The organism is Shouchella miscanthi, assembly GCF_007725405.1.
Taxonomy (GTDB): domain Bacteria; phylum Bacillota; class Bacilli; order Bacillales; family Bacillaceae_D; genus Shouchella; species Shouchella hunanensis.
On the sequence record NZ_CP042163.1, the window covers coordinates 122561 to 142434 of the forward strand.

10 protein-coding genes, 9 tRNA genes and 6 rRNA genes are annotated in these 19874 nt (G+C 47.1%); 24 read left to right on the forward strand and 1 reads right to left on the reverse strand.

All coding sequences use genetic code 11. The annotated features are described in order from the left end of the window. The first annotated feature begins 108 nt into the window (after positions 1–108). The 23 genes from FPV17_RS00560 to rrf (FPV17_RS00670) all read left to right on the forward strand — a co-directional run bounded on the left by FPV17_RS00560 (position 109) and on the right by rrf (FPV17_RS00670) (position 18297). Positions 109–1509 (forward strand): anthranilate synthase component I family protein, encoded by a 1401-nt coding sequence (locus FPV17_RS00560; RefSeq protein ID WP_246117179.1) that lies wholly within the window; start codon positions 109–111, stop codon positions 1507–1509. Next, entirely contained in the window at positions 1509–2105 is a 597-nt protein-coding gene (pabA, locus tag FPV17_RS00565; protein WP_060705842.1) for an aminodeoxychorismate/anthranilate synthase component II, read from the forward strand. The genes FPV17_RS00560 and pabA overlap by 1 nt, the downstream gene beginning before the upstream one ends. After that, complete coding sequence (gene pabC / locus FPV17_RS00570) at positions 2090–2938, forward strand: aminodeoxychorismate lyase (RefSeq protein ID WP_144557417.1); 849 nt, start codon at positions 2090–2092, stop codon at positions 2936–2938. Before pabA ends, pabC begins: the two co-directional genes overlap by 16 nt. After that, positions 2931–3755, forward strand: coding sequence for a dihydropteroate synthase (folP, locus tag FPV17_RS00575; protein WP_052007984.1), 825 nt, complete (start codon positions 2931–2933; stop codon positions 3753–3755). Before pabC ends, folP begins: the two co-directional genes overlap by 8 nt. Then, positions 3748–4113, forward strand: a complete 366-nt coding sequence (gene folB, locus FPV17_RS00580; protein WP_035395134.1) for a dihydroneopterin aldolase — start codon at positions 3748–3750, stop codon at positions 4111–4113. Before folP ends, folB begins: the two co-directional genes overlap by 8 nt. Then, the gene (gene folK / locus FPV17_RS00585; RefSeq protein ID WP_144557419.1) at positions 4106–4636 is read left to right on the forward strand and encodes a 2-amino-4-hydroxy-6-hydroxymethyldihydropteridine diphosphokinase; all 531 of its coding nucleotides are present in this window, start codon (positions 4106–4108) and stop codon (positions 4634–4636) included. The genes folB and folK overlap by 8 nt, the downstream gene beginning before the upstream one ends. Next, positions 4588–4791 (forward strand): helix-turn-helix domain-containing protein, encoded by a 204-nt coding sequence (locus tag FPV17_RS00590; protein WP_038486400.1) that lies wholly within the window; start codon positions 4588–4590, stop codon positions 4789–4791. Before folK ends, FPV17_RS00590 begins: the two co-directional genes overlap by 49 nt. Before the next feature lie 221 nt (positions 4792–5012). Beyond that, positions 5013–6512, forward strand: a complete 1500-nt coding sequence (lysS, locus tag FPV17_RS00595; RefSeq protein ID WP_144557421.1) for a lysine--tRNA ligase — start codon at positions 5013–5015, stop codon at positions 6510–6512. 322 nt (positions 6513–6834) lie between these two features. Then, a 16S ribosomal RNA gene (locus tag FPV17_RS00600) occupies positions 6835–8382 on the forward strand. A 407-nt stretch (positions 8383–8789) separates the two neighbouring features. Then, positions 8790–11726, forward strand: a 23S ribosomal RNA gene (locus tag FPV17_RS00605). Positions 11727–11936: 210 nt separating this feature from the next. Next, a 5S ribosomal RNA gene (gene rrf / locus FPV17_RS00610) occupies positions 11937–12052 on the forward strand. A gap of 43 nt (positions 12053–12095) precedes the next feature. Continuing rightward, positions 12096–12171: transfer RNA gene (locus FPV17_RS00615), tRNA-Val, on the forward strand. A 3-nt stretch (positions 12172–12174) separates the two neighbouring features. Continuing rightward, positions 12175–12250: transfer RNA gene (locus FPV17_RS00620), tRNA-Thr, on the forward strand. Between the two features lie 15 nt (positions 12251–12265). After that, positions 12266–12341: transfer RNA gene (locus tag FPV17_RS00625), tRNA-Lys, on the forward strand. A 7-nt stretch (positions 12342–12348) separates the two neighbouring features. Further along, positions 12349–12431 (forward strand) — tRNA-Leu (locus FPV17_RS00630). Positions 12432–12449: 18 nt separating this feature from the next. Next, positions 12450–12521 (forward strand) — tRNA-Gly (locus tag FPV17_RS00635). A 15-nt stretch (positions 12522–12536) separates the two neighbouring features. Further along, positions 12537–12625 (forward strand) — tRNA-Leu (locus FPV17_RS00640). A gap of 24 nt (positions 12626–12649) precedes the next feature. Next, positions 12650–12726: transfer RNA gene (locus tag FPV17_RS00645), tRNA-Arg, on the forward strand. A 4-nt stretch (positions 12727–12730) separates the two neighbouring features. Further along, positions 12731–12807, forward strand: a tRNA-Pro gene (locus tag FPV17_RS00650). A gap of 6 nt (positions 12808–12813) precedes the next feature. Continuing rightward, positions 12814–12889: transfer RNA gene (locus FPV17_RS00655), tRNA-Ala, on the forward strand. 191 nt (positions 12890–13080) lie between these two features. Then, a 16S ribosomal RNA gene (locus FPV17_RS00660) occupies positions 13081–14628 on the forward strand. Between the two features lie 407 nt (positions 14629–15035). Further along, positions 15036–17972: ribosomal RNA gene (locus FPV17_RS00665) — 23S ribosomal RNA — on the forward strand. A 209-nt stretch (positions 17973–18181) separates the two neighbouring features. Further along, positions 18182–18297 (forward strand): 5S ribosomal RNA (gene rrf, locus FPV17_RS00670). Together the 16S, 23S and 5S rRNA genes with 9 tRNA genes alongside form the textbook arrangement of a ribosomal RNA operon. 425 nt (positions 18298–18722) lie before the next feature. Here rrf (FPV17_RS00670) and FPV17_RS00675 read toward each other — a convergent pair. Continuing rightward, positions 18723–19181: an SRPBCC family protein gene (locus FPV17_RS00675; RefSeq protein ID WP_035395607.1), complete on the reverse strand. Its 459-nt coding sequence runs from the start codon at positions 19179–19181 to the stop codon at positions 18723–18725. Between the two features lie 203 nt (positions 19182–19384). On the opposite strand from FPV17_RS00675, the gene FPV17_RS00680 reads away from it, so the two are divergent. Beyond that, the gene (locus tag FPV17_RS00680) at positions 19385–19855 is read left to right on the forward strand and encodes a CtsR family transcriptional regulator (RefSeq protein WP_038475726.1); all 471 of its coding nucleotides are present in this window, start codon (positions 19385–19387) and stop codon (positions 19853–19855) included. Positions 19856–19874 lie beyond the last annotated feature (19 nt).

The following is a 19874-nucleotide window of genomic DNA, read 5'->3' on the forward strand; positions in this document are numbered from 1 at the left end:
AAGCAGGCTCAATAAGAGTCTGCTTTTATTATTGTTGGTAGTTTAGTAAAATGAGTCCATATAGTTATGGACGGGGGAAAGAATGTGTCTGATCGTTTAACAAAGACAATGACATTGCCAATGCCATCAAATGAATGGTTTGGCGCATTTCGACGACTAACAGAAAAAGAACAACATTATGCTGTATTAGAAAGTGGACGTTCTGGACGATATAGCATTATGGGACTAAAACCAGAAGCCATTATTGAAGGGAAAGATAGAACGTTAACTGTTCAAACAAATGGAACAACGAAAACGTATGACGGGGAATTATTAGAGAGTGTCGAACTCGTTTTAAAATCGTATCAAGTGAATGAACCATTGCTAGGGGAAGGCCCCCCTATTCAAGGGGGAGCGCTAGGCTATATTAGCTATGATTATGTACGCCAAATTGAAACATTAGCGACAAATGCAGTAGACGATTTACAATTGCCCGAAGTGTATTTTATGATCTTCGAAAATGTTTTTGTGTATGACCATGAACAAAAAGTGCTTTGGATTTGTGTGAATGGCAATGATGAAAGGGAATTAGAAAAGCGGTTAATGGATTATGAAACCATTTGGTCCCAGGGAGGGCTACAGCCGACAGAGCATGACCATGACACCTTTGCTGGTTCTGAGGAATCGTCTTCATTGGTTGGCACAATGAGTGAAGAAGAATTTGCAAAAGCGGTTGAGCGAATACAGACGTATATTAGCGAGGGAGATGTCTTCCAAGTAAACCTGTCTGTCCGTCATCATAAACGAAACAACATTCCGCCTATTTACATCTATGAAGCATTAAGAGAGCTTAATCCTTCTCCGTATATGAGCTACATTCATGCTCCAGAACGACAAGTTGTTAGTGCTTCTCCTGAACTACTAGTGAAAAAAAGAAACGGTGAATTGAGTACAAGGCCAATTGCCGGTACACGATCAAGAGGCAAGACCGAAGCAGAAGATCAACGTCTTAAAGAAGAACTTCTCGCTAACGAAAAAGAAATCGCTGAGCACGTAATGCTTGTGGATTTAGAGCGAAACGACCTTGGAAGAGTGAGTGAATATGGGAGTGTTGAAGTAGACGAACTACTAGTAGTGGAAAAATACTCTCACGTCATGCACTTAGTTTCAAATGTTAAAAGCAAGCTTGCGGAAGGTCATTCGTTGTATGACTGTATTCGGGCTGTTTTTCCTGGAGGCACGATTACAGGAGCGCCAAAAGTGAGGACGATGGAAATTATTGAAGAGTTAGAACCTGTAAGAAGAGGTCTATACACAGGTGCGATCGGGTGGATTGGTTTCCATGGTGATATGGAGTTAAATATCGTCATTCGCACGATGATTTGCCAAGGTGATTATGCTTATGTTCAAGCCGGTGCCGGTGTTGTCATTGATTCAAATCCACTAGCCGAGTACAAGGAATCCCTAAAAAAAGCAAAAGCACTGTGGCGTGCTTATGATATTGCTAAAGAAAGGGCGAAAACCGAATAATGATCTTAATGATTGATAACTATGATTCCTTTACGTATAACCTAGTGCAATATTTAGGAGAAATGGGCGAAGAACTAGTTGTTCGACGCAATGATAAAATTGAGATTGAAGAAATTGAAACGGTGCTGAAACCAGAAATGATTATGATTTCGCCAGGCCCTTGTACGCCGAATGAGGCAGGTATTAGCTTGGATGTCATTCGTACGTTTAGTGGAAGGATACCGATATTAGGCGTCTGTCTTGGTCATCAAGCTATTGCACAAGCATTCGGTGGAGTTGTAAAGAAGGCTGATCAGCTCATGCATGGTAAAACCTCTTACATTCAACATGACAAACGAACGTTATTTAAAGAGTTGCATCAGCCACTAAGAGTAACCCGGTATCACTCTCTTATCGTTGAACGGGAAACCCTCCCGTCTTGCTTTGACATAAGTGCAGAGACAGCATCAGGAGAAATTATGGCGATTCGTCATAAAGAGTATGCGTTAGAGGGCGTTCAATTCCATCCGGAAGCGATCCTGACGAGTGAAGGAAAGAGGATGTTGCGTCAATTTGTCGAAACGTATAAAGGTGGGGTTTCGTGTACATTAGTGTAAACGGGCAAATTGTACAGGATACAGAAGCATCTATATCACCCTACGACCATGGTTTTCTTTATGGATTAGGGTTATTTGAAACATTTGCTGTAAGAAATGATGCTATTTTTCTTCTAGATCATCATCTGACACGGCTTAATGTAAGTGTTAAAGAATTAGGGTTTAACTACGTTCTTACAGAAGACGTTGTCTATCGTACTGTTCGCAAGCTTCTTAAGAAAAATGGGTTACAAGAAGCTTATATACGCTGGAATGTGTCAGCTGGTATTCGGGAGATTGGGTTGGCTAACGAGCCATTCCTCGACCCGCAGGAAATTGTATATGTAAAAGTATTACCCCCCTTGCCTGTCGCAGCCAAGCGGTTGGTTTCGTTAAAGCTTAACAGAAATTCAATTGAGGGGATAAGGCGTTATAAATCACATCATTATTTAAACAATGTGTTGGCTAAAAAAGAACTAGGTAATCAACCGAATACAGAAGGGCTTTTTTATACAGCAGAAGGATATGCAGCAGAGGGGATTGTTTCAAATCTGTTTTTTGTGAAAAACGATAGCGTGTATACACCGAGCCTTGAAACGGGTATTTTAAATGGAGTGACTCGGCAATACGTGATAGCGTGGTGCGAACAGAATCAAAAGAGAGTCGAAGAAGGTTTTTACACAAAAGAAGAGATTGCTCAAGCTGACGAAGTATTTTTAACAAATGCTATACAAGGCATTGTGGCTGTTCATACATTTGATCATCAATCGCTACCGAGCAATACGATTACGGAGCAACTAGCAACATCGTACCAATTAGCGATAAAGATGGAAGAGAGGATAGAGAATGAGTAAGCGGCTTGATATGGAAGTAAAGCAAGGATCAAGAACGAAAATAATGGGAATTCTTAACGTAACGCCAGATTCATTTTCTGATGGGGGTAAATTTAATCAGGTCGATGCAGCGATTGATCGAGTAGCTGATATGATTGAAGCAGGCGCTGATTTAATTGATATTGGCGGTGAATCAACCCGTCCTGGATACACGCCAGTCTCTGTAGAAGAAGAAATTGAACGGACCAGTCCGGTGATCGAACAATTAGTTGAGCGCTTTGAGGTTCCCATTTCCATTGATACGTTTAAAGCAAAAACAGCAGAAGCGGCATTAAAAGCAGGGGCTTCTATAATTAATGATGTTTGGGGTGCAAAGGCGGATCCGCAAATGGCTCGTATAGCTGTTGAATACGAAGTACCCATTATTTTGATGCATAATCGGGATCAAACTCCGTACGGGGTGTTTATGAATGATGTGTTAGCCGATTTATCACAAAGTATATCTATTTGTACAAATGCTGGTGTAAAAGCCGAACACATTTGGCTAGATCCAGGTGTTGGTTTTGCGAAAACATATGAACAGAACTTAGAAGTGATGCGGGAGCTAAACCAAATTGTTGATTTAGGGTTCCCTGTTTTACTTGGTACGTCCAGGAAATCATTCATTGCTAAAACGCTGCAGTTGCCTGTCGATGAAAGAGTAGAAGGTACTGGCGCAACCGTTTGTTTAGGCATAACGAAAGGCGTGAGTGTTGTGCGCGTTCACGATGTAAAAGAGATGAAGCGAATGGCTCTGATGATGGATGCTATGCTACAAAGGAGCGATGAAGTTGGATAAAATCTATATGAATCAACTTTCTTTTTACGGTTATCACGGGGTGTTCACTGAAGAAAATACATTAGGACAACGATTTTTAGTTGATTTAATCCTCGAATTGGACTTAGAAAAGGCTGCAGCCGATGATGAGTTAGAAGAATCGGTTGATTATGGAGAAATCTATAAAAGCGTTAAGAAAATTGTTGAAGGAAAGCCAGTTAAACTCGTGGAAACAATTGCAAAAGCAATCTGTGATGAACTCCTTGAGTCCTATGAAAAAGTATTTGCGTGTACGGTTAAAGTAATTAAGCCAGATCCGCCTATACCTGGTCACTATCAGTCAGTGGCAGTGGAATTAAGAAGAGGTCGAAATGAGTAATCAAGTATTTATTGCACTCGGATCTAATTTAGGAAATCGGGAACAGAACTTAATGTCTGCGGTTGAACGACTGCAAGCTGATGAAAGCATTCAAGTTGTTCGAGCCTCCTCAATATATGAAACCGATCCCGTCGGGTACGAAGAGCAAGGTCCGTTTTTAAACATGGTAATTGAGGCGGCAACCGTTTATCATCCGCTTGAGCTGTTGGAAATGACGCAAGAAATTGAACTCGTATTGGGTCGAGAGAGAGAGATACTGAATGGACCAAGAACAGTGGATCTTGATCTTTTACTATATGAAGATGTAAGACTGGATGTAGATGGTTTGCAAATTCCACATCCAAGAATGTGGGATCGTGCGTTCGTGTTAGTTCCTCTAGCTGAAATTGCACCTAAGATAAAAAGCGAAAAAAGCGGTTTACCTCTAAGTAAAGTCATAAACAAGCAGTTTAATGATAAAGAGGGTGTGAGATGGTGGAAGCAATGGAATGGGGTAGGAACATACGAGCCTATCGAAAGTTAAAAGGATATACACAGCAGGATTTTGCAAAAGAAATCCATGTATCTGTTTCTTTACTAGGAGAGATTGAACGTGGTATTCGAAACCCTGATGATGAATTAATAAATCGAATTTGTACAAGCTTAGATGTTACAAAAGAGGATATGATGCAGCTCTGAAATGGGCAGATGGTACGTGTGAAGCATAGAGTGTCTCTAAAATGAAAGATTGAGTTGTCTCCATAAGTGACGGTGCTAACTGATTCAATTTTTAACGAGGATGAACTAGCAAAGGCGCTAGCTTTATAGTACACTTCTAAATAACTTGATGAATAAGGGGTTTGATTGACAGATCTGTTAATCTGCCCTTTTTCGATGAAAGAGAACAGGGGTTGAGAGTGTTGACGGAAGAATTAGAGCTACATGATTTATTGGCTGTACGAAAAGACAAGCTAAATCAGTTATATGAACAAGGTGTTGATCCATTTGGTGGAAAGTTTAATCGTACTCATACATCACAGCAAGTGATCGACCAATTTGATGCGTATACAAAAGAAGAGCTAGAAGATAAAGAAGAAAAGGTCGTGTTAGCTGGTCGATTAATGACAAAGCGCGGCAAAGGAAAAGCTGGATTTGCGCACATTCAAGATTTAACTGGACAAATTCAAATGTATGTTCGCCAAGATGCAGTTGGCGAAGCCTCCTATGATTTATTTAAGTCTCTTGATATTGGAGATATGGTTGGGATTGTTGGGGGTCCTTTTAAAACAAAAGTGGGCGAGATGTCCGTAAAAGTGACAGAACTGACGTTATTAGGGAAGTCATTACGTCCTTTACCGGATAAATATCATGGCTTAAAAGATGTGGAGCAACGTTACCGTCAGCGCTATCTTGACCTTATTACAAGTCCAGACTCACGAAAAACATTTATAACTCGTAGTAAGATTATTCAAGTGATGCGTCGCTATCTTGACGATCAAGGTTTCTTAGAGGTCGAGACACCGATGATGCACAGCATTCCAGGTGGAGCGTCTGCACGTCCATTTGTGACACATCATAACACGTTGGATATGGAACTTTATATGAGAATTGCCATTGAGCTTCATTTAAAGCGTCTAATCGTCGGTGGATTGGAAAAAGTATATGAAATTGGCCGTGTATTTAGAAATGAGGGAGTATCAACCCGTCATAATCCTGAATTCACAATGATTGAACTATATGAAGCTTATGCAGATTACAAAGACATCATGGCGTTAACAGAAGGGGTTATTGCACATATTGCAAAAGAAGTGCTTGGTACAACGACGGTTCCTTATGGTGACTATGAAGTAAACCTTGCTCCTGGTTGGACACGTATTCATATGGTAGATGCCATTAAAGAAAAAACAGGTGTCGATTTTTGGCAGGAGATGAGTGATGAAGAAGCACGCGCCTTTGCAAAAGAACATGGTGTCCCTGTTAAAGAAACAATGAGCTTTGGGCATGTCGTAAACGAATTCTTTGAACACTTTGTTGAAGAGTCTCTTATTCAGCCAACATTTGTTTATGGACACCCGCTTGCGATTTCGCCTTTAGCGAAAAAGAATGAGGAAGATCCGCGTTTTACTGATCGTTTTGAGTTATTCATTGTTGGTCGTGAACACGCAAATGCATTTTCTGAGTTAAATGATCCAATTGATCAGCGTAAACGTTTTGAAGCTCAGTTAGTAGAAAGAGAGCAAGGAGACGATGAGGCGCACATGATGGATGAAGACTTCGTGGAAGCGCTGGAGTATGGTATGCCGCCAACAGGTGGTCTAGGAATCGGGATAGACCGATTAGTTATGCTCTTGACGAATGCTCCATCAATACGTGATGTCCTATTGTTTCCGCAAATGAGAAACAGAGAACAAGGAGAATAAACGCAATGTTCCTGCTGCTGTTCTTGCTCTAAAAGAGCAGCAGATCTTTTTTATAAAAAAACTTTTAAAAAAGCCTTGCGCATTTTTTGGTATGGTGGTATATTATTTCTTGTCGCCGCGATAGACACAGGCGGCACGAAAGAAATCAAGAAAAACATGATTGACTTTCGGGATAGCTTCTGATAAGATATAAAAGTTGCTAAAACACATAAAGAGTTCTTTGAAAACTGAACAAAAGCCAAGCGTAAAAAGAGATACAAGGTATCTCGTCAATGAAGTTAGACACAGCTTTAAAATGTGCAAATGAGCAAGTCAAACACTTTTAACGGAGAGTTTGATCCTGGCTCAGGACGAACGCTGGCGGCGTGCCTAATACATGCAAGTCGAGCGGACAGAAGGGAGCTTGCTCCCGGAAGTCAGCGGCGGACGGGTGAGTAACACGTAGGTAACCTGCCCCTTAGACTGGGATAACTCCGGGAAACCGGAGCTAATACGGGATAATAAAGAGAATCACCTGATTCTCTTTTGAAAGACGGTTTCGGCTGTCACTAAGGGATGGGCCTGCGGCGCATTAGCTAGTTGGTAAGGTAACGGCTTACCAAGGCGACGATGCGTAGCCGACCTGAGAGGGTGATCGGCCACACTGGGACTGAGACACGGCCCAGACTCCTACGGGAGGCAGCAGTAGGGAATCTTCCGCAATGGACGAAAGTCTGACGGAGCAACGCCGCGTGAGTGAGGAAGGCCTTCGGGTCGTAAAGCTCTGTTGTGAGGGAAGAACAAGTACCGGCGTAACTACCGGTACCTTGACGGTACCTCACCAGAAAGCCACGGCTAACTACGTGCCAGCAGCCGCGGTAATACGTAGGTGGCAAGCGTTGTCCGGAATTATTGGGCGTAAAGCGCGCGCAGGCGGCTTCTTAAGTCTGATGTGAAATCTCGGGGCTCAACCCCGAGCGGCCATTGGAAACTGGGAAGCTTGAGTGCAGAAGAGGAGAGTGGAATTCCACGTGTAGCGGTGAAATGCGTAGATATGTGGAGGAACACCAGTGGCGAAGGCGACTCTCTGGTCTGTAACTGACGCTGAGGCGCGAAAGCGTGGGGAGCAAACAGGATTAGATACCCTGGTAGTCCACGCCGTAAACGATGAGTGCTAGGTGTTAGGGGTTTCGATGCCCGTAGTGCCGAAGTAAACACATTAAGCACTCCGCCTGGGGAGTACGGCCGCAAGGCTGAAACTCAAAGGAATTGACGGGGACCCGCACAAGCAGTGGAGCATGTGGTTTAATTCGAAGCAACGCGAAGAACCTTACCAGGTCTTGACATCCTTTGACCACTCTGGAGACAGAGCTTCCCCTTCGGGGGCAAAGTGACAGGTGGTGCATGGTTGTCGTCAGCTCGTGTCGTGAGATGTTGGGTTAAGTCCCGCAACGAGCGCAACCCTTGATCTTAGTTGCCAGCATTCAGTTGGGCACTCTAAGGTGACTGCCGGTGACAAACCGGAGGAAGGTGGGGACGACGTCAAATCATCATGCCCCTTATGACCTGGGCTACACACGTGCTACAATGGATGGTACAAAGGGCAGCGAAACCGCGAGGTGGAGCCAATCCCATAAAGCCATTCTCAGTTCGGATTGTAGGCTGCAACTCGCCTACATGAAGCCGGAATTGCTAGTAATCGCGGATCAGCATGCCGCGGTGAATACGTTCCCGGGTCTTGTACACACCGCCCGTCACACCACGAGAGTTTGTAACACCCGAAGTCGGTGAGGTAACCTTTTGGAGCCAGCCGCCTAAGGTGGGACAAATGATTGGGGTGAAGTCGTAACAAGGTAGCCGTATCGGAAGGTGCGGCTGGATCACCTCCTTTCTATGGAGTTTTTACTCTAGTCGATGTATGACCTCGGGTCATATAGCGCTTTGGATCTTTTGTTCAGTTTTGGAAGAATTCCTCTTCCAATTGAAAATGCGAAGGTAATGGATACCACGCTTAGAACGCCACGTCCTGTGGCAACGCCTGGTACCTACATCCTGTAGGCATGGTTCTTTGAAAACTAAATCATAATCAATCAACTCAAATTAGTTTTGTTCATCGGTTTTACAACTGTTTGAACGAGACGTCAAGAATTCATAAACCTTTTAGGTTAACTGTTTTACAAAGAGACCCAAGTAGATCAAGGATGGGAAATGCTTGATGGAAGGAGCGTAGTTCGCTACGTAACTGACAGAAAGACAGGAACCAGACGAAGAGATACGAAGGGAATCTGAAGTAAAAATGGATAAGTTAGAAAGGGCGCACGGTGAATGCCTTGGCACTAGGAGCCGATGAAGGACGCGACGAACAGCGATATGCTTCGGGGAGCTGTAAGTAAGCTTTGATCCGGAGATTTCCGAATGGGGGAACCCACCATCCGTAATGGGATGGTACTCCTGCCTGAACACATAGGGCAGGGTGAGGCAGACCCGGGGAACTGAAACATCTAAGTACCCGGAGGAAGAGAAAGCAAATGCGATTTCCTGAGTAGCGGCGAGCGAAACGGAATCAGCCCAAACCAAGAGGCTTGCCTCTTGGGGTTGTAGGACACTCTATACGGAGTTACAAAGAAACGGAGTAGGTGAATTGTCTGGAAAGACAAGCCGAAGAAGGTAACAGCCCTGTAGCTGAAACTTCGTTTCCTCCAGAGTGGATCCTGAGTACGGCGGGACACGTGAAACCCCGTCGGAATCCGGGAGGACCATCTCCCAAGGCTAAATACTCCCTAGTGACCGATAGTGAACCAGTACCGTGAGGGAAAGGTGAAAAGCACCCCGGAAGGGGAGTGAAAGAGATCCTGAAACCGTGTGCCTACAACTAGTCAGAGCCCGTTAATGGGTGATGGCGTGCCTTTTGTAGAATGAACCGGCGAGTTACGATAACGTGCAAGGTTAAGCTGATGAGGCGGAGCCGTAGCGAAAGCGAGTCTGAATAGGGCGAGTAAGTACGTTGTCGTAGACCCGAAACCGGGTGATCTACCCATGTCCAGGGTGAAGGTCGGGTAACACCGACTGGAGGCCCGAACCCACGCATGTTGAAAAATGCGGGGATGAGGTGTGGGTAGGGGTGAAATGCCAATCGAACTCGGAAATAGCTGGTTCTCCCCGAAATAGCTTTAGGGCTAGCCTCGAGTGATGAGTTTTGGAGGTAGAGCACTGATTGGACGAGGGGTCCCCACAGGATTACCGAATTCAGTCAAACTCCGAATGCCAAAAACTTTAACTCGGGAGTCAGACTGCGAGTGCTAAGATCCGTAGTCAAGAGGGAAACAGCCCAGACCATCAGCTAAGGTCCCCAAGTATACGTTAAGTGGAAAAGGATGTGGAGTTGCTTAGACAACCAGGATGTTGGCTTAGAAGCAGCCATCATTGAAAGAGTGCGTAATAGCTCACTGGTCGAGTGACTCTGCGCCGAAAATGTACCGGGGCTAAACGTATCACCGAAGCTATGGCAATCCCAGTAGGGATTGGGTAGGGGAGCGTTCCAAGGACTGTGAAGCTAGATCGTGAGGACTAGTGGAGTGCTTGGAAGTGAGAATGCCGGTATGAGTAGCGAAAAGAGGGGTGAGAATCCCCTCCGTCGAAAGCCCAAGGTTTCCTGAGGAAGGCTCGTCCGCTCAGGGTTAGTCGGGACCTAAGCCGAGGCCGAAAGGCGTAGGCGATGGACAACAGGTTGATATTCCTGTACCACCTCGTATTTGTTTGAACGATGGGGGGACGCAGAAAGGTAGGGTGAGCGCGCCGCTGGCTGTGCGCGTCGAAGCATGCAAGGCTGGAACATAGGCAAATCCGTGTTCCGCGAAGGCTGAGCTGTGACCGTGAAGGACCCAAGGGTCCGAAATCCCTGATCCTCCGCTGCCGAGAAAAGCCTCTAGTTAGAATACAGGTGCCCGTACCGCAAACCGACACAGGTAGGCGAGAAGAGAATTCTAAGACGCTCGGGAGAACTCTCGTTAAGGAACTCGGCAAAATGACCCCGTAACTTCGGGAGAAGGGGTGCTCTATTAGGGTGTTAAAGCCCGAGAGAGCCGCAGTGAATAGATCCAAGCGACTGTTTAGCAAAAACACAGGTCTCTGCGAAGCCGTAAGGCGAAGTATAGGGGCTGACACCTGCCCGGTGCTGGAAGGTTAAGAGGAGGGGTTATCCCGTAAGGGAGAAGCTCTGAATTGAAGCCCCAGTAAACGGCGGCCGTAACTATAACGGTCCTAAGGTAGCGAAATTCCTTGTCGGGTAAGTTCCGACCCGCACGAATGGTGCAACGACTTGGATACTGTCTCAACGAGAGACCCGGTGAAATTATAGTACCTGTGAAGATGCAGGTTACCCGCGACAGGACGGAAAGACCCCATGGAGCTTTACTGTAGCTTGATAGTGAGTGTTGGTACCATTTGTACAGGATAGGTAGGAGCCTTGGAAGCCGGAGCGCTAGCTTCGGTGGAGGCGTCGGTGGGATACTACCCTGATGGTGCTGACATTCTAACCTCGACCCGTGATCCGGGTCAGGGACATTGTCAGGTGGGCAGTTTGACTGGGGCGGTCGCCTCCTAAACAGTAACGGAGGCGCCCAAAGGTTCCCTCAGAATGGTTGGAAATCATTCGTAGAGTGCAAAGGCATAAGGGAGCTTGACTGCGAGACCTACAAGTCGAGCAGGGACGAAAGTCGGGCTTAGTGATCCGGCGGTGCCGTATGGAAGGGCCGTCGCTCAACGGATAAAAGCTACCCTGGGGATAACAGGCTTATCTCCCCCAAGAGTCCACATCGACGGGGAGGTTTGGCACCTCGATGTCGGCTCGTCGCATCCTGGGGCTGAAGTAGGTCCCAAGGGTTGGGCTGTTCGCCCATTAAAGCGGCACGCGAGCTGGGTTCAGAACGTCGTGAGACAGTTCGGTCCCTATCCGTCGCGGGCGTAGGAAATTTGAGAGGAGCTGTCCTTAGTACGAGAGGACCGGGATGGACATACCGCTGGTGTACCAGTTGTTCCGCCAGGAGCATCGCTGGGTAGCTACGTATGGACGGGATAAGTGCTGAAAGCATCTAAGCATGAAGCCCCCCTCAAGATGAGATTTCCCATGGCGTAAGCCAGTAAGACCCCTTAGAGATGATGAGGTTGATAGGTCAGAAGTGGAAGTGTGGCGACACATGGAGCGGACTGATACTAATCGGTCGAGGGCTTATCCTAATTATTCTTGAGTTTGAGTAGATGATTTGATTTAGTTTTGAAAGAATCACCGATTCTTTTTAACAAGAAGGATTTCATTCCTTTGACAAAGAGCAACAAGAAGATCGAGGACTAGAAGTGCTTGAAGGAAGGAGCGTACTTGCGTACGTGACTGACAGAAAGACACAAATAGGACGAAGAGATTCGCCGTTGATCTGACGTCAAAATAAGTCTGGTGGCAATAGCAAAGAGGTCACACCCGTTCCCATGCCGAACACGGTCGTTAAGCTCTTTTACGCCGATGGTAGTTGGGGGCTTCCCCCTGTGAGAGTAGGACGTTGCCAGGCTTACATATATTTCTTTTGTTAGTTGAAAACACAATAATAAGTTGGAGGATTAGCTCAGCTGGGAGAGCACCTGCCTTACAAGCAGGGGGTCGGCGGTTCGATCCCGTCATCCTCCACCATATGCCGGTCTAGCTCAATTGGTAGAGCAACTGACTTGTAATCAGTAGGTTGGGGGTTCAAGTCCTCTGGCCGGCACCATAGTTCTCGAAGTCAGAGCCATTAGCTCAGTTGGTAGAGCATCTGACTTTTAATCAGAGGGTCGAAGGTTCGAATCCTTCATGGCTCACCATAAACTTGCGGGTGTGGCGGAATTGGCAGACGCGCTAGACTTAGGATCTAGTGTCTTTATGACGTGGGGGTTCAAGTCCCTTCACCCGCATTCACAATGTTAAATTGTGCGGAAGTAGTTCAGTGGTAGAACACCACCTTGCCAAGGTGGGGGTCGCGAGTTCGAATCTCGTCTTCCGCTTTTGCCAATATTTTTGCCGGGGTGGTGGAATTGGCAGACACACAGGACTTAAAATCCTGCGGTTGGTGACAACCGTGCCGGTTCAAGTCCGGCCCTCGGCACCATTTATTCAATTTCATAGTTAAAAAGCGCCCGTAGCTCAATTGGATAGAGCGTCTGACTACGGATCAGAAGGTTAGGGGTTCGACTCCTCTCGGGCGCGCCATTTTCGGGAAGTAGCTCAGCTTGGTAGAGCACTTGGTTTGGGACCAAGGGGTCGCAGGTTCAAATCCTGTCTTCCCGACCATGAAATGGGGCCTTAGCTCAGCTGGGAGAGCGCCTGCTTTGCACGCAGGAGGTCAGCGGTTCGATCCCGCTAGGCTCCACCAAAAAAGTTTAAAAAAAGCTTTGACATTCTAAGTAATGTCGTGTAGAGTACTAAGAGTCGCCAAGAGAGATCGAGGCGCAAACGAGTTCTTTGAAAACTGAACAAAAGCCAAGCGTAAAAAGAGATACAAGGTATCTCGTCAATGAAGTTAGACACAGCTTTAAAATGTGCAAATGAGCAAGTCAAACACTTTTAACGGAGAGTTTGATCCTGGCTCAGGACGAACGCTGGCGGCGTGCCTAATACATGCAAGTCGAGCGGACAGAAGGGAGCTTGCTCCCGGAAGTCAGCGGCGGACGGGTGAGTAACACGTAGGTAACCTGCCCCTTAGACTGGGATAACTCCGGGAAACCGGAGCTAATACGGGATAATAAAGAGAATCACCTGATTCTCTTTTGAAAGACGGTTTCGGCTGTCACTAAGGGATGGGCCTGCGGCGCATTAGCTAGTTGGTAAGGTAACGGCTTACCAAGGCGACGATGCGTAGCCGACCTGAGAGGGTGATCGGCCACACTGGGACTGAGACACGGCCCAGACTCCTACGGGAGGCAGCAGTAGGGAATCTTCCGCAATGGACGAAAGTCTGACGGAGCAACGCCGCGTGAGTGAGGAAGGCCTTCGGGTCGTAAAGCTCTGTTGTGAGGGAAGAACAAGTACCGGCGTAACTACCGGTACCTTGACGGTACCTCACCAGAAAGCCACGGCTAACTACGTGCCAGCAGCCGCGGTAATACGTAGGTGGCAAGCGTTGTCCGGAATTATTGGGCGTAAAGCGCGCGCAGGCGGCTTCTTAAGTCTGATGTGAAATCTCGGGGCTCAACCCCGAGCGGCCATTGGAAACTGGGAAGCTTGAGTGCAGAAGAGGAGAGTGGAATTCCACGTGTAGCGGTGAAATGCGTAGATATGTGGAGGAACACCAGTGGCGAAGGCGACTCTCTGGTCTGTAACTGACGCTGAGGCGCGAAAGCGTGGGGAGCAAACAGGATTAGATACCCTGGTAGTCCACGCCGTAAACGATGAGTGCTAGGTGTTAGGGGTTTCGATGCCCGTAGTGCCGAAGTAAACACATTAAGCACTCCGCCTGGGGAGTACGGCCGCAAGGCTGAAACTCAAAGGAATTGACGGGGACCCGCACAAGCAGTGGAGCATGTGGTTTAATTCGAAGCAACGCGAAGAACCTTACCAGGTCTTGACATCCTTTGACCACTCTGGAGACAGAGCTTCCCCTTCGGGGGCAAAGTGACAGGTGGTGCATGGTTGTCGTCAGCTCGTGTCGTGAGATGTTGGGTTAAGTCCCGCAACGAGCGCAACCCTTGATCTTAGTTGCCAGCATTCAGTTGGGCACTCTAAGGTGACTGCCGGTGACAAACCGGAGGAAGGTGGGGACGACGTCAAATCATCATGCCCCTTATGACCTGGGCTACACACGTGCTACAATGGATGGTACAAAGGGCAGCGAAACCGCGAGGTGGAGCCAATCCCATAAAGCCATTCTCAGTTCGGATTGTAGGCTGCAACTCGCCTACATGAAGCCGGAATTGCTAGTAATCGCGGATCAGCATGCCGCGGTGAATACGTTCCCGGGTCTTGTACACACCGCCCGTCACACCACGAGAGTTTGTAACACCCGAAGTCGGTGAGGTAACCTTTTGGAGCCAGCCGCCTAAGGTGGGACAAATGATTGGGGTGAAGTCGTAACAAGGTAGCCGTATCGGAAGGTGCGGCTGGATCACCTCCTTTCTATGGAGTTTTTACTCTAGTCGATGTATGACCTCGGGTCATATAGCGCTTTGGATCTTTTGTTCAGTTTTGGAAGAATTCCTCTTCCAATTGAAAATGCGAAGGTAATGGATACCACGCTTAGAACGCCACGTCCTGTGGCAACGCCTGGTACCTACATCCTGTAGGCATGGTTCTTTGAAAACTAAATCATAATCAATCAACTCAAATTAGTTTTGTTCATCGGTGTTACAACTGTTTGAACGAGACGTCAAGAATTCATAAACCTTTTAGGTTAACTGTTTTACAAAGAGACCCAAGTAGATCAAGGATGGGAAATGCTTGATGGAAGGAGCGTAGTTCGCTACGTAACTGACAGAAAGACAGGAACCAGACGAAGAGATACGAAGGGAATCTGAAGTAAAAATGGATAAGTTAGAAAGGGCGCACGGTGAATGCCTTGGCACTAGGAGCCGATGAAGGACGCGACGAACAGCGATATGCTTCGGGGAGCTGTAAGTAAGCTTTGATCCGGAGATTTCCGAATGGGGGAACCCACCATCCGTAATGGGATGGTACTCCTGCCTGAACACATAGGGCAGGGTGAGGCAGACCCGGGGAACTGAAACATCTAAGTACCCGGAGGAAGAGAAAGCAAATGCGATTTCCTGAGTAGCGGCGAGCGAAACGGAATCAGCCCAAACCAAGAGGCTTGCCTCTTGGGGTTGTAGGACACTCTATACGGAGTTACAAAGAAACGGAGTAGGTGAATTGTCTGGAAAGACAAGCCGAAGAAGGTAACAGCCCTGTAGCTGAAACTTCGTTTCCTCCAGAGTGGATCCTGAGTACGGCGGGACACGTGAAACCCCGTCGGAATCCGGGAGGACCATCTCCCAAGGCTAAATACTCCCTAGTGACCGATAGTGAACCAGTACCGTGAGGGAAAGGTGAAAAGCACCCCGGAAGGGGAGTGAAAGAGATCCTGAAACCGTGTGCCTACAACTAGTCAGAGCCCGTTAATGGGTGATGGCGTGCCTTTTGTAGAATGAACCGGCGAGTTACGATAACGTGCAAGGTTAAGCTGATGAGGCGGAGCCGTAGCGAAAGCGAGTCTGAATAGGGCGAGTAAGTACGTTGTCGTAGACCCGAAACCGGGTGATCTACCCATGTCCAGGGTGAAGGTCGGGTAACACCGACTGGAGGCCCGAACCCACGCATGTTGAAAAATGCGGGGATGAGGTGTGGGTAGGGGTGAAATGCCAATCGAACTCGGAAATAGCTGGTTCTCCCCGAAATAGCTTTAGGGCTAGCCTCGAGTGATGAGTTTTGGAGGTAGAGCACTGATTGGACGAGGGGTCCCCACAGGATTACCGAATTCAGTCAAACTCCGAATGCCAAAAACTTTAACTCGGGAGTCAGACTGCGAGTGCTAAGATCCGTAGTCAAGAGGGAAACAGCCCAGACCATCAGCTAAGGTCCCCAAGTATACGTTAAGTGGAAAAGGATGTGGAGTTGCTTAGACAACCAGGATGTTGGCTTAGAAGCAGCCATCATTGAAAGAGTGCGTAATAGCTCACTGGTCGAGTGACTCTGCGCCGAAAATGTACCGGGGCTAAACGTATCACCGAAGCTATGGCAATCCCAGTAGGGATTGGGTAGGGGAGCGTTCCAAGGACTGTGAAGCTAGATCGTGAGGACTAGTGGAGTGCTTGGAAGTGAGAATGCCGGTATGAGTAGCGAAAAGAGGGGTGAGAATCCCCTCCGTCGAAAGCCCAAGGTTTCCTGAGGAAGGCTCGTCCGCTCAGGGTTAGTCGGGACCTAAGCCGAGGCCGAAAGGCGTAGGCGATGGACAACAGGTTGATATTCCTGTACCACCTCGTATTTGTTTGAACGATGGGGGGACGCAGAAAGGTAGGGTGAGCGCGCCGCTGGCTGTGCGCGTCGAAGCATGCAAGGCTGGAACATAGGCAAATCCGTGTTCCGCGAAGGCTGAGCTGTGACCGTGAAGGACCCAAGGGTCCGAAATCCCTGATCCTCCGCTGCCGAGAAAAGCCTCTAGTTAGAATACAGGTGCCCGTACCGCAAACCGACACAGGTAGGCGAGAAGAGAATTCTAAGACGCTCGGGAGAACTCTCGTTAAGGAACTCGGCAAAATGACCCCGTAACTTCGGGAGAAGGGGTGCTCTATTAGGGTGTTAAAGCCCGAGAGAGCCGCAGTGAATAGATCCAAGCGACTGTTTAGCAAAAACACAGGTCTCTGCGAAGCCGTAAGGCGAAGTATAGGGGCTGACACCTGCCCGGTGCTGGAAGGTTAAGAGGAGGGGTTATCCCGTAAGGGAGAAGCTCTGAATTGAAGCCCCAGTAAACGGCGGCCGTAACTATAACGGTCCTAAGGTAGCGAAATTCCTTGTCGGGTAAGTTCCGACCCGCACGAATGGTGCAACGACTTGGATACTGTCTCAACGAGAGACCCGGTGAAATTATAGTACCTGTGAAGATGCAGGTTACCCGCGACAGGACGGAAAGACCCCATGGAGCTTTACTGTAGCTTGATAGTGAGTGTTGGTACCATTTGTACAGGATAGGTAGGAGCCTTGGAAGCCGGAGCGCTAGCTTCGGTGGAGGCGTCGGTGGGATACTACCCTGATGGTGCTGACATTCTAACCTCGACCCGTGATCCGGGTCAGGGACATTGTCAGGTGGGCAGTTTGACTGGGGCGGTCGCCTCCTAAACAGTAACGGAGGCGCCCAAAGGTTCCCTCAGAATGGTTGGAAATCATTCGTAGAGTGCAAAGGCATAAGGGAGCTTGACTGCGAGACCTACAAGTCGAGCAGGGACGAAAGTCGGGCTTAGTGATCCGGCGGTGCCGTATGGAAGGGCCGTCGCTCAACGGATAAAAGCTACCCTGGGGATAACAGGCTTATCTCCCCCAAGAGTCCACATCGACGGGGAGGTTTGGCACCTCGATGTCGGCTCGTCGCATCCTGGGGCTGAAGTAGGTCCCAAGGGTTGGGCTGTTCGCCCATTAAAGCGGCACGCGAGCTGGGTTCAGAACGTCGTGAGACAGTTCGGTCCCTATCCGTCGCGGGCGTAGGAAATTTGAGAGGAGCTGTCCTTAGTACGAGAGGACCGGGATGGACATACCGCTGGTGTACCAGTTGTTCCGCCAGGAGCATCGCTGGGTAGCTACGTATGGACGGGATAAGTGCTGAAAGCATCTAAGCATGAAGCCCCCCTCAAGATGAGATTTCCCATGGCGTAAGCCAGTAAGACCCCTTAGAGATGATGAGGTTGATAGGTCAGAAGTGGAAGTGTGGCGACACATGGAGCGGACTGATACTAATCGGTCGAGGGCTTATCCTAAATTTCTTGAGTTTGAGTATGATGATTTGATTTAGTTTTGAAAGAATCACCGATTCTTTTAACAAGAAGGATTTCATTCCTTTGACAAAGAGCAACAAGAAGATCGAGGACTAGAAGTGCTTGAAGGAAGGAGCGTACTTGCGTACGTGACTGACAGAAAGACACAAATAGGACGAAGAGATTCGCCGTTGATCTGACGTCAAAATAAGTCTGGTGGCAATAGCAAAGAGGTCACACCCGTTCCCATGCCGAACACGGTCGTTAAGCTCTTTTGCGCCGATGGTAGTTGGGGGCTTCCCCCTGTGAGAGTAGGACGTTGCCAGGCAATGAGAAAGACACCTGAAAGGGTGTCTTTTTTTTGTGTAGAAAGAAAGACGCAAAAGAGCTGCGCTTCGAAAGAAGCGAGTCAGACAAAGAAAATCGGCGTAAAATACGAGCACGATAAAAAAGAACAACAAGAAAAAACATCGAAGGGAAAGCAGCGTGCATCCCCCCAGTGAGACGAAAGGGTTGTTTTCGTAAAAGCTTCATGGGAAGCATCGTGGATCAATTAACAAGAGGAACGTCCTCGAAGAAAACCACCCTGAAGCCAAGGGACGTTGCCAGGCAATGAGAAAGACACCTGAAAGGGTGTCTTTTTTTTTGCATAGAAAGAAAGGCGTGGAAGAGCTGCGCTTCGACAGAAGCGAGTCAAACAAAGAAGCCGTTCGACCCTAGTAAACATCCGTTTAAAAACTAGCGATCCGTAGTTTATCCGTTGAACGTTTCTTCTAATGTCTTATAGCGATACTCGAAAATCTCTTCTAATCGACTCTTTATGGTTATCGAATGTGCGAGCCGTCCAATAAAACTAAAAGGCAAGCTGTAATGAACGATATCAGTCATCTTTACACCTTTATCTGTTTCTGTGAAATGATGTTGGTGGTGCCATAGTTTAAATGGTCCAAATCGTTGTTCATCAATAAAATAAGAGTGGTCAACTACTTGAGTAATTTCCGTAACCCACGTTAAGGGGATAGAAAGTAAAGGGCTAACCTTGTACGTAATCAGCTGTCCTCCATAAATAAGCTCTCCCGGAGAGTTGGTAATCGTGAAATTCATATAGCTGGGTGTAATAGCTTGGAGATTTTCAGCGCTAGAAAAAAAAGCCCAAGCATGATCAAGAGAAATGTTCAAATGTTGTTCGCGTTTTAACATGTAAACTCGCATAAGTATGCACCTACCTATCAGGAAAAGAATACCCTTTATTAAAAAAATAAAACAAGATAGTGGAAACAGGTCTAGAAGATGTCTGCTTGGTCATAATAGAAATAGTTAGTTGTTGAAGTTTTTGACTAAACAGCTTATAATAAAGCTATTAATAGTCAAATATAGTCAAAGTCAATGTTGTCCTTTCCTAGGAGGGTTGATTGATGAGCAATATAACGGACTTAATTGAACAATATTTAAAAATGACATTGACTCGTAGCGGGAAAGAATTGTTGGAAATAAAGCGGAGTGAATTGGCGAAACAGTTTCAATGTGTGCCGTCCCAAATTAATTATGTGATTAGTACGCGTTTTACTCTAGAAAAAGGGTATATAGTGGAAAGTAAGCGGGGTGGTGGCGGTTATATTCGCATCACTAAAGTAGAATCACATGAGGATGCCGCTTTATTTAATCATATGCAAAGCTTAATTGGCTTGAAAATTGACCAGCAAACCGCGCAAAATATTGTGTTCCGTCTTTATGAAGAAGAGGCGATCACAAAACGCGAGGCGAAAATTATGTCTAGCATATTAGAAAGAGAGCTTTACAAATCTACGATAGAACATCGGGATGAAGTTCGTGCTAATCTTTTAAAAGCAATGATAGAGACGCTTAAATATACAGAAAATCACTAATAAGTAGAGAGGTGATAAT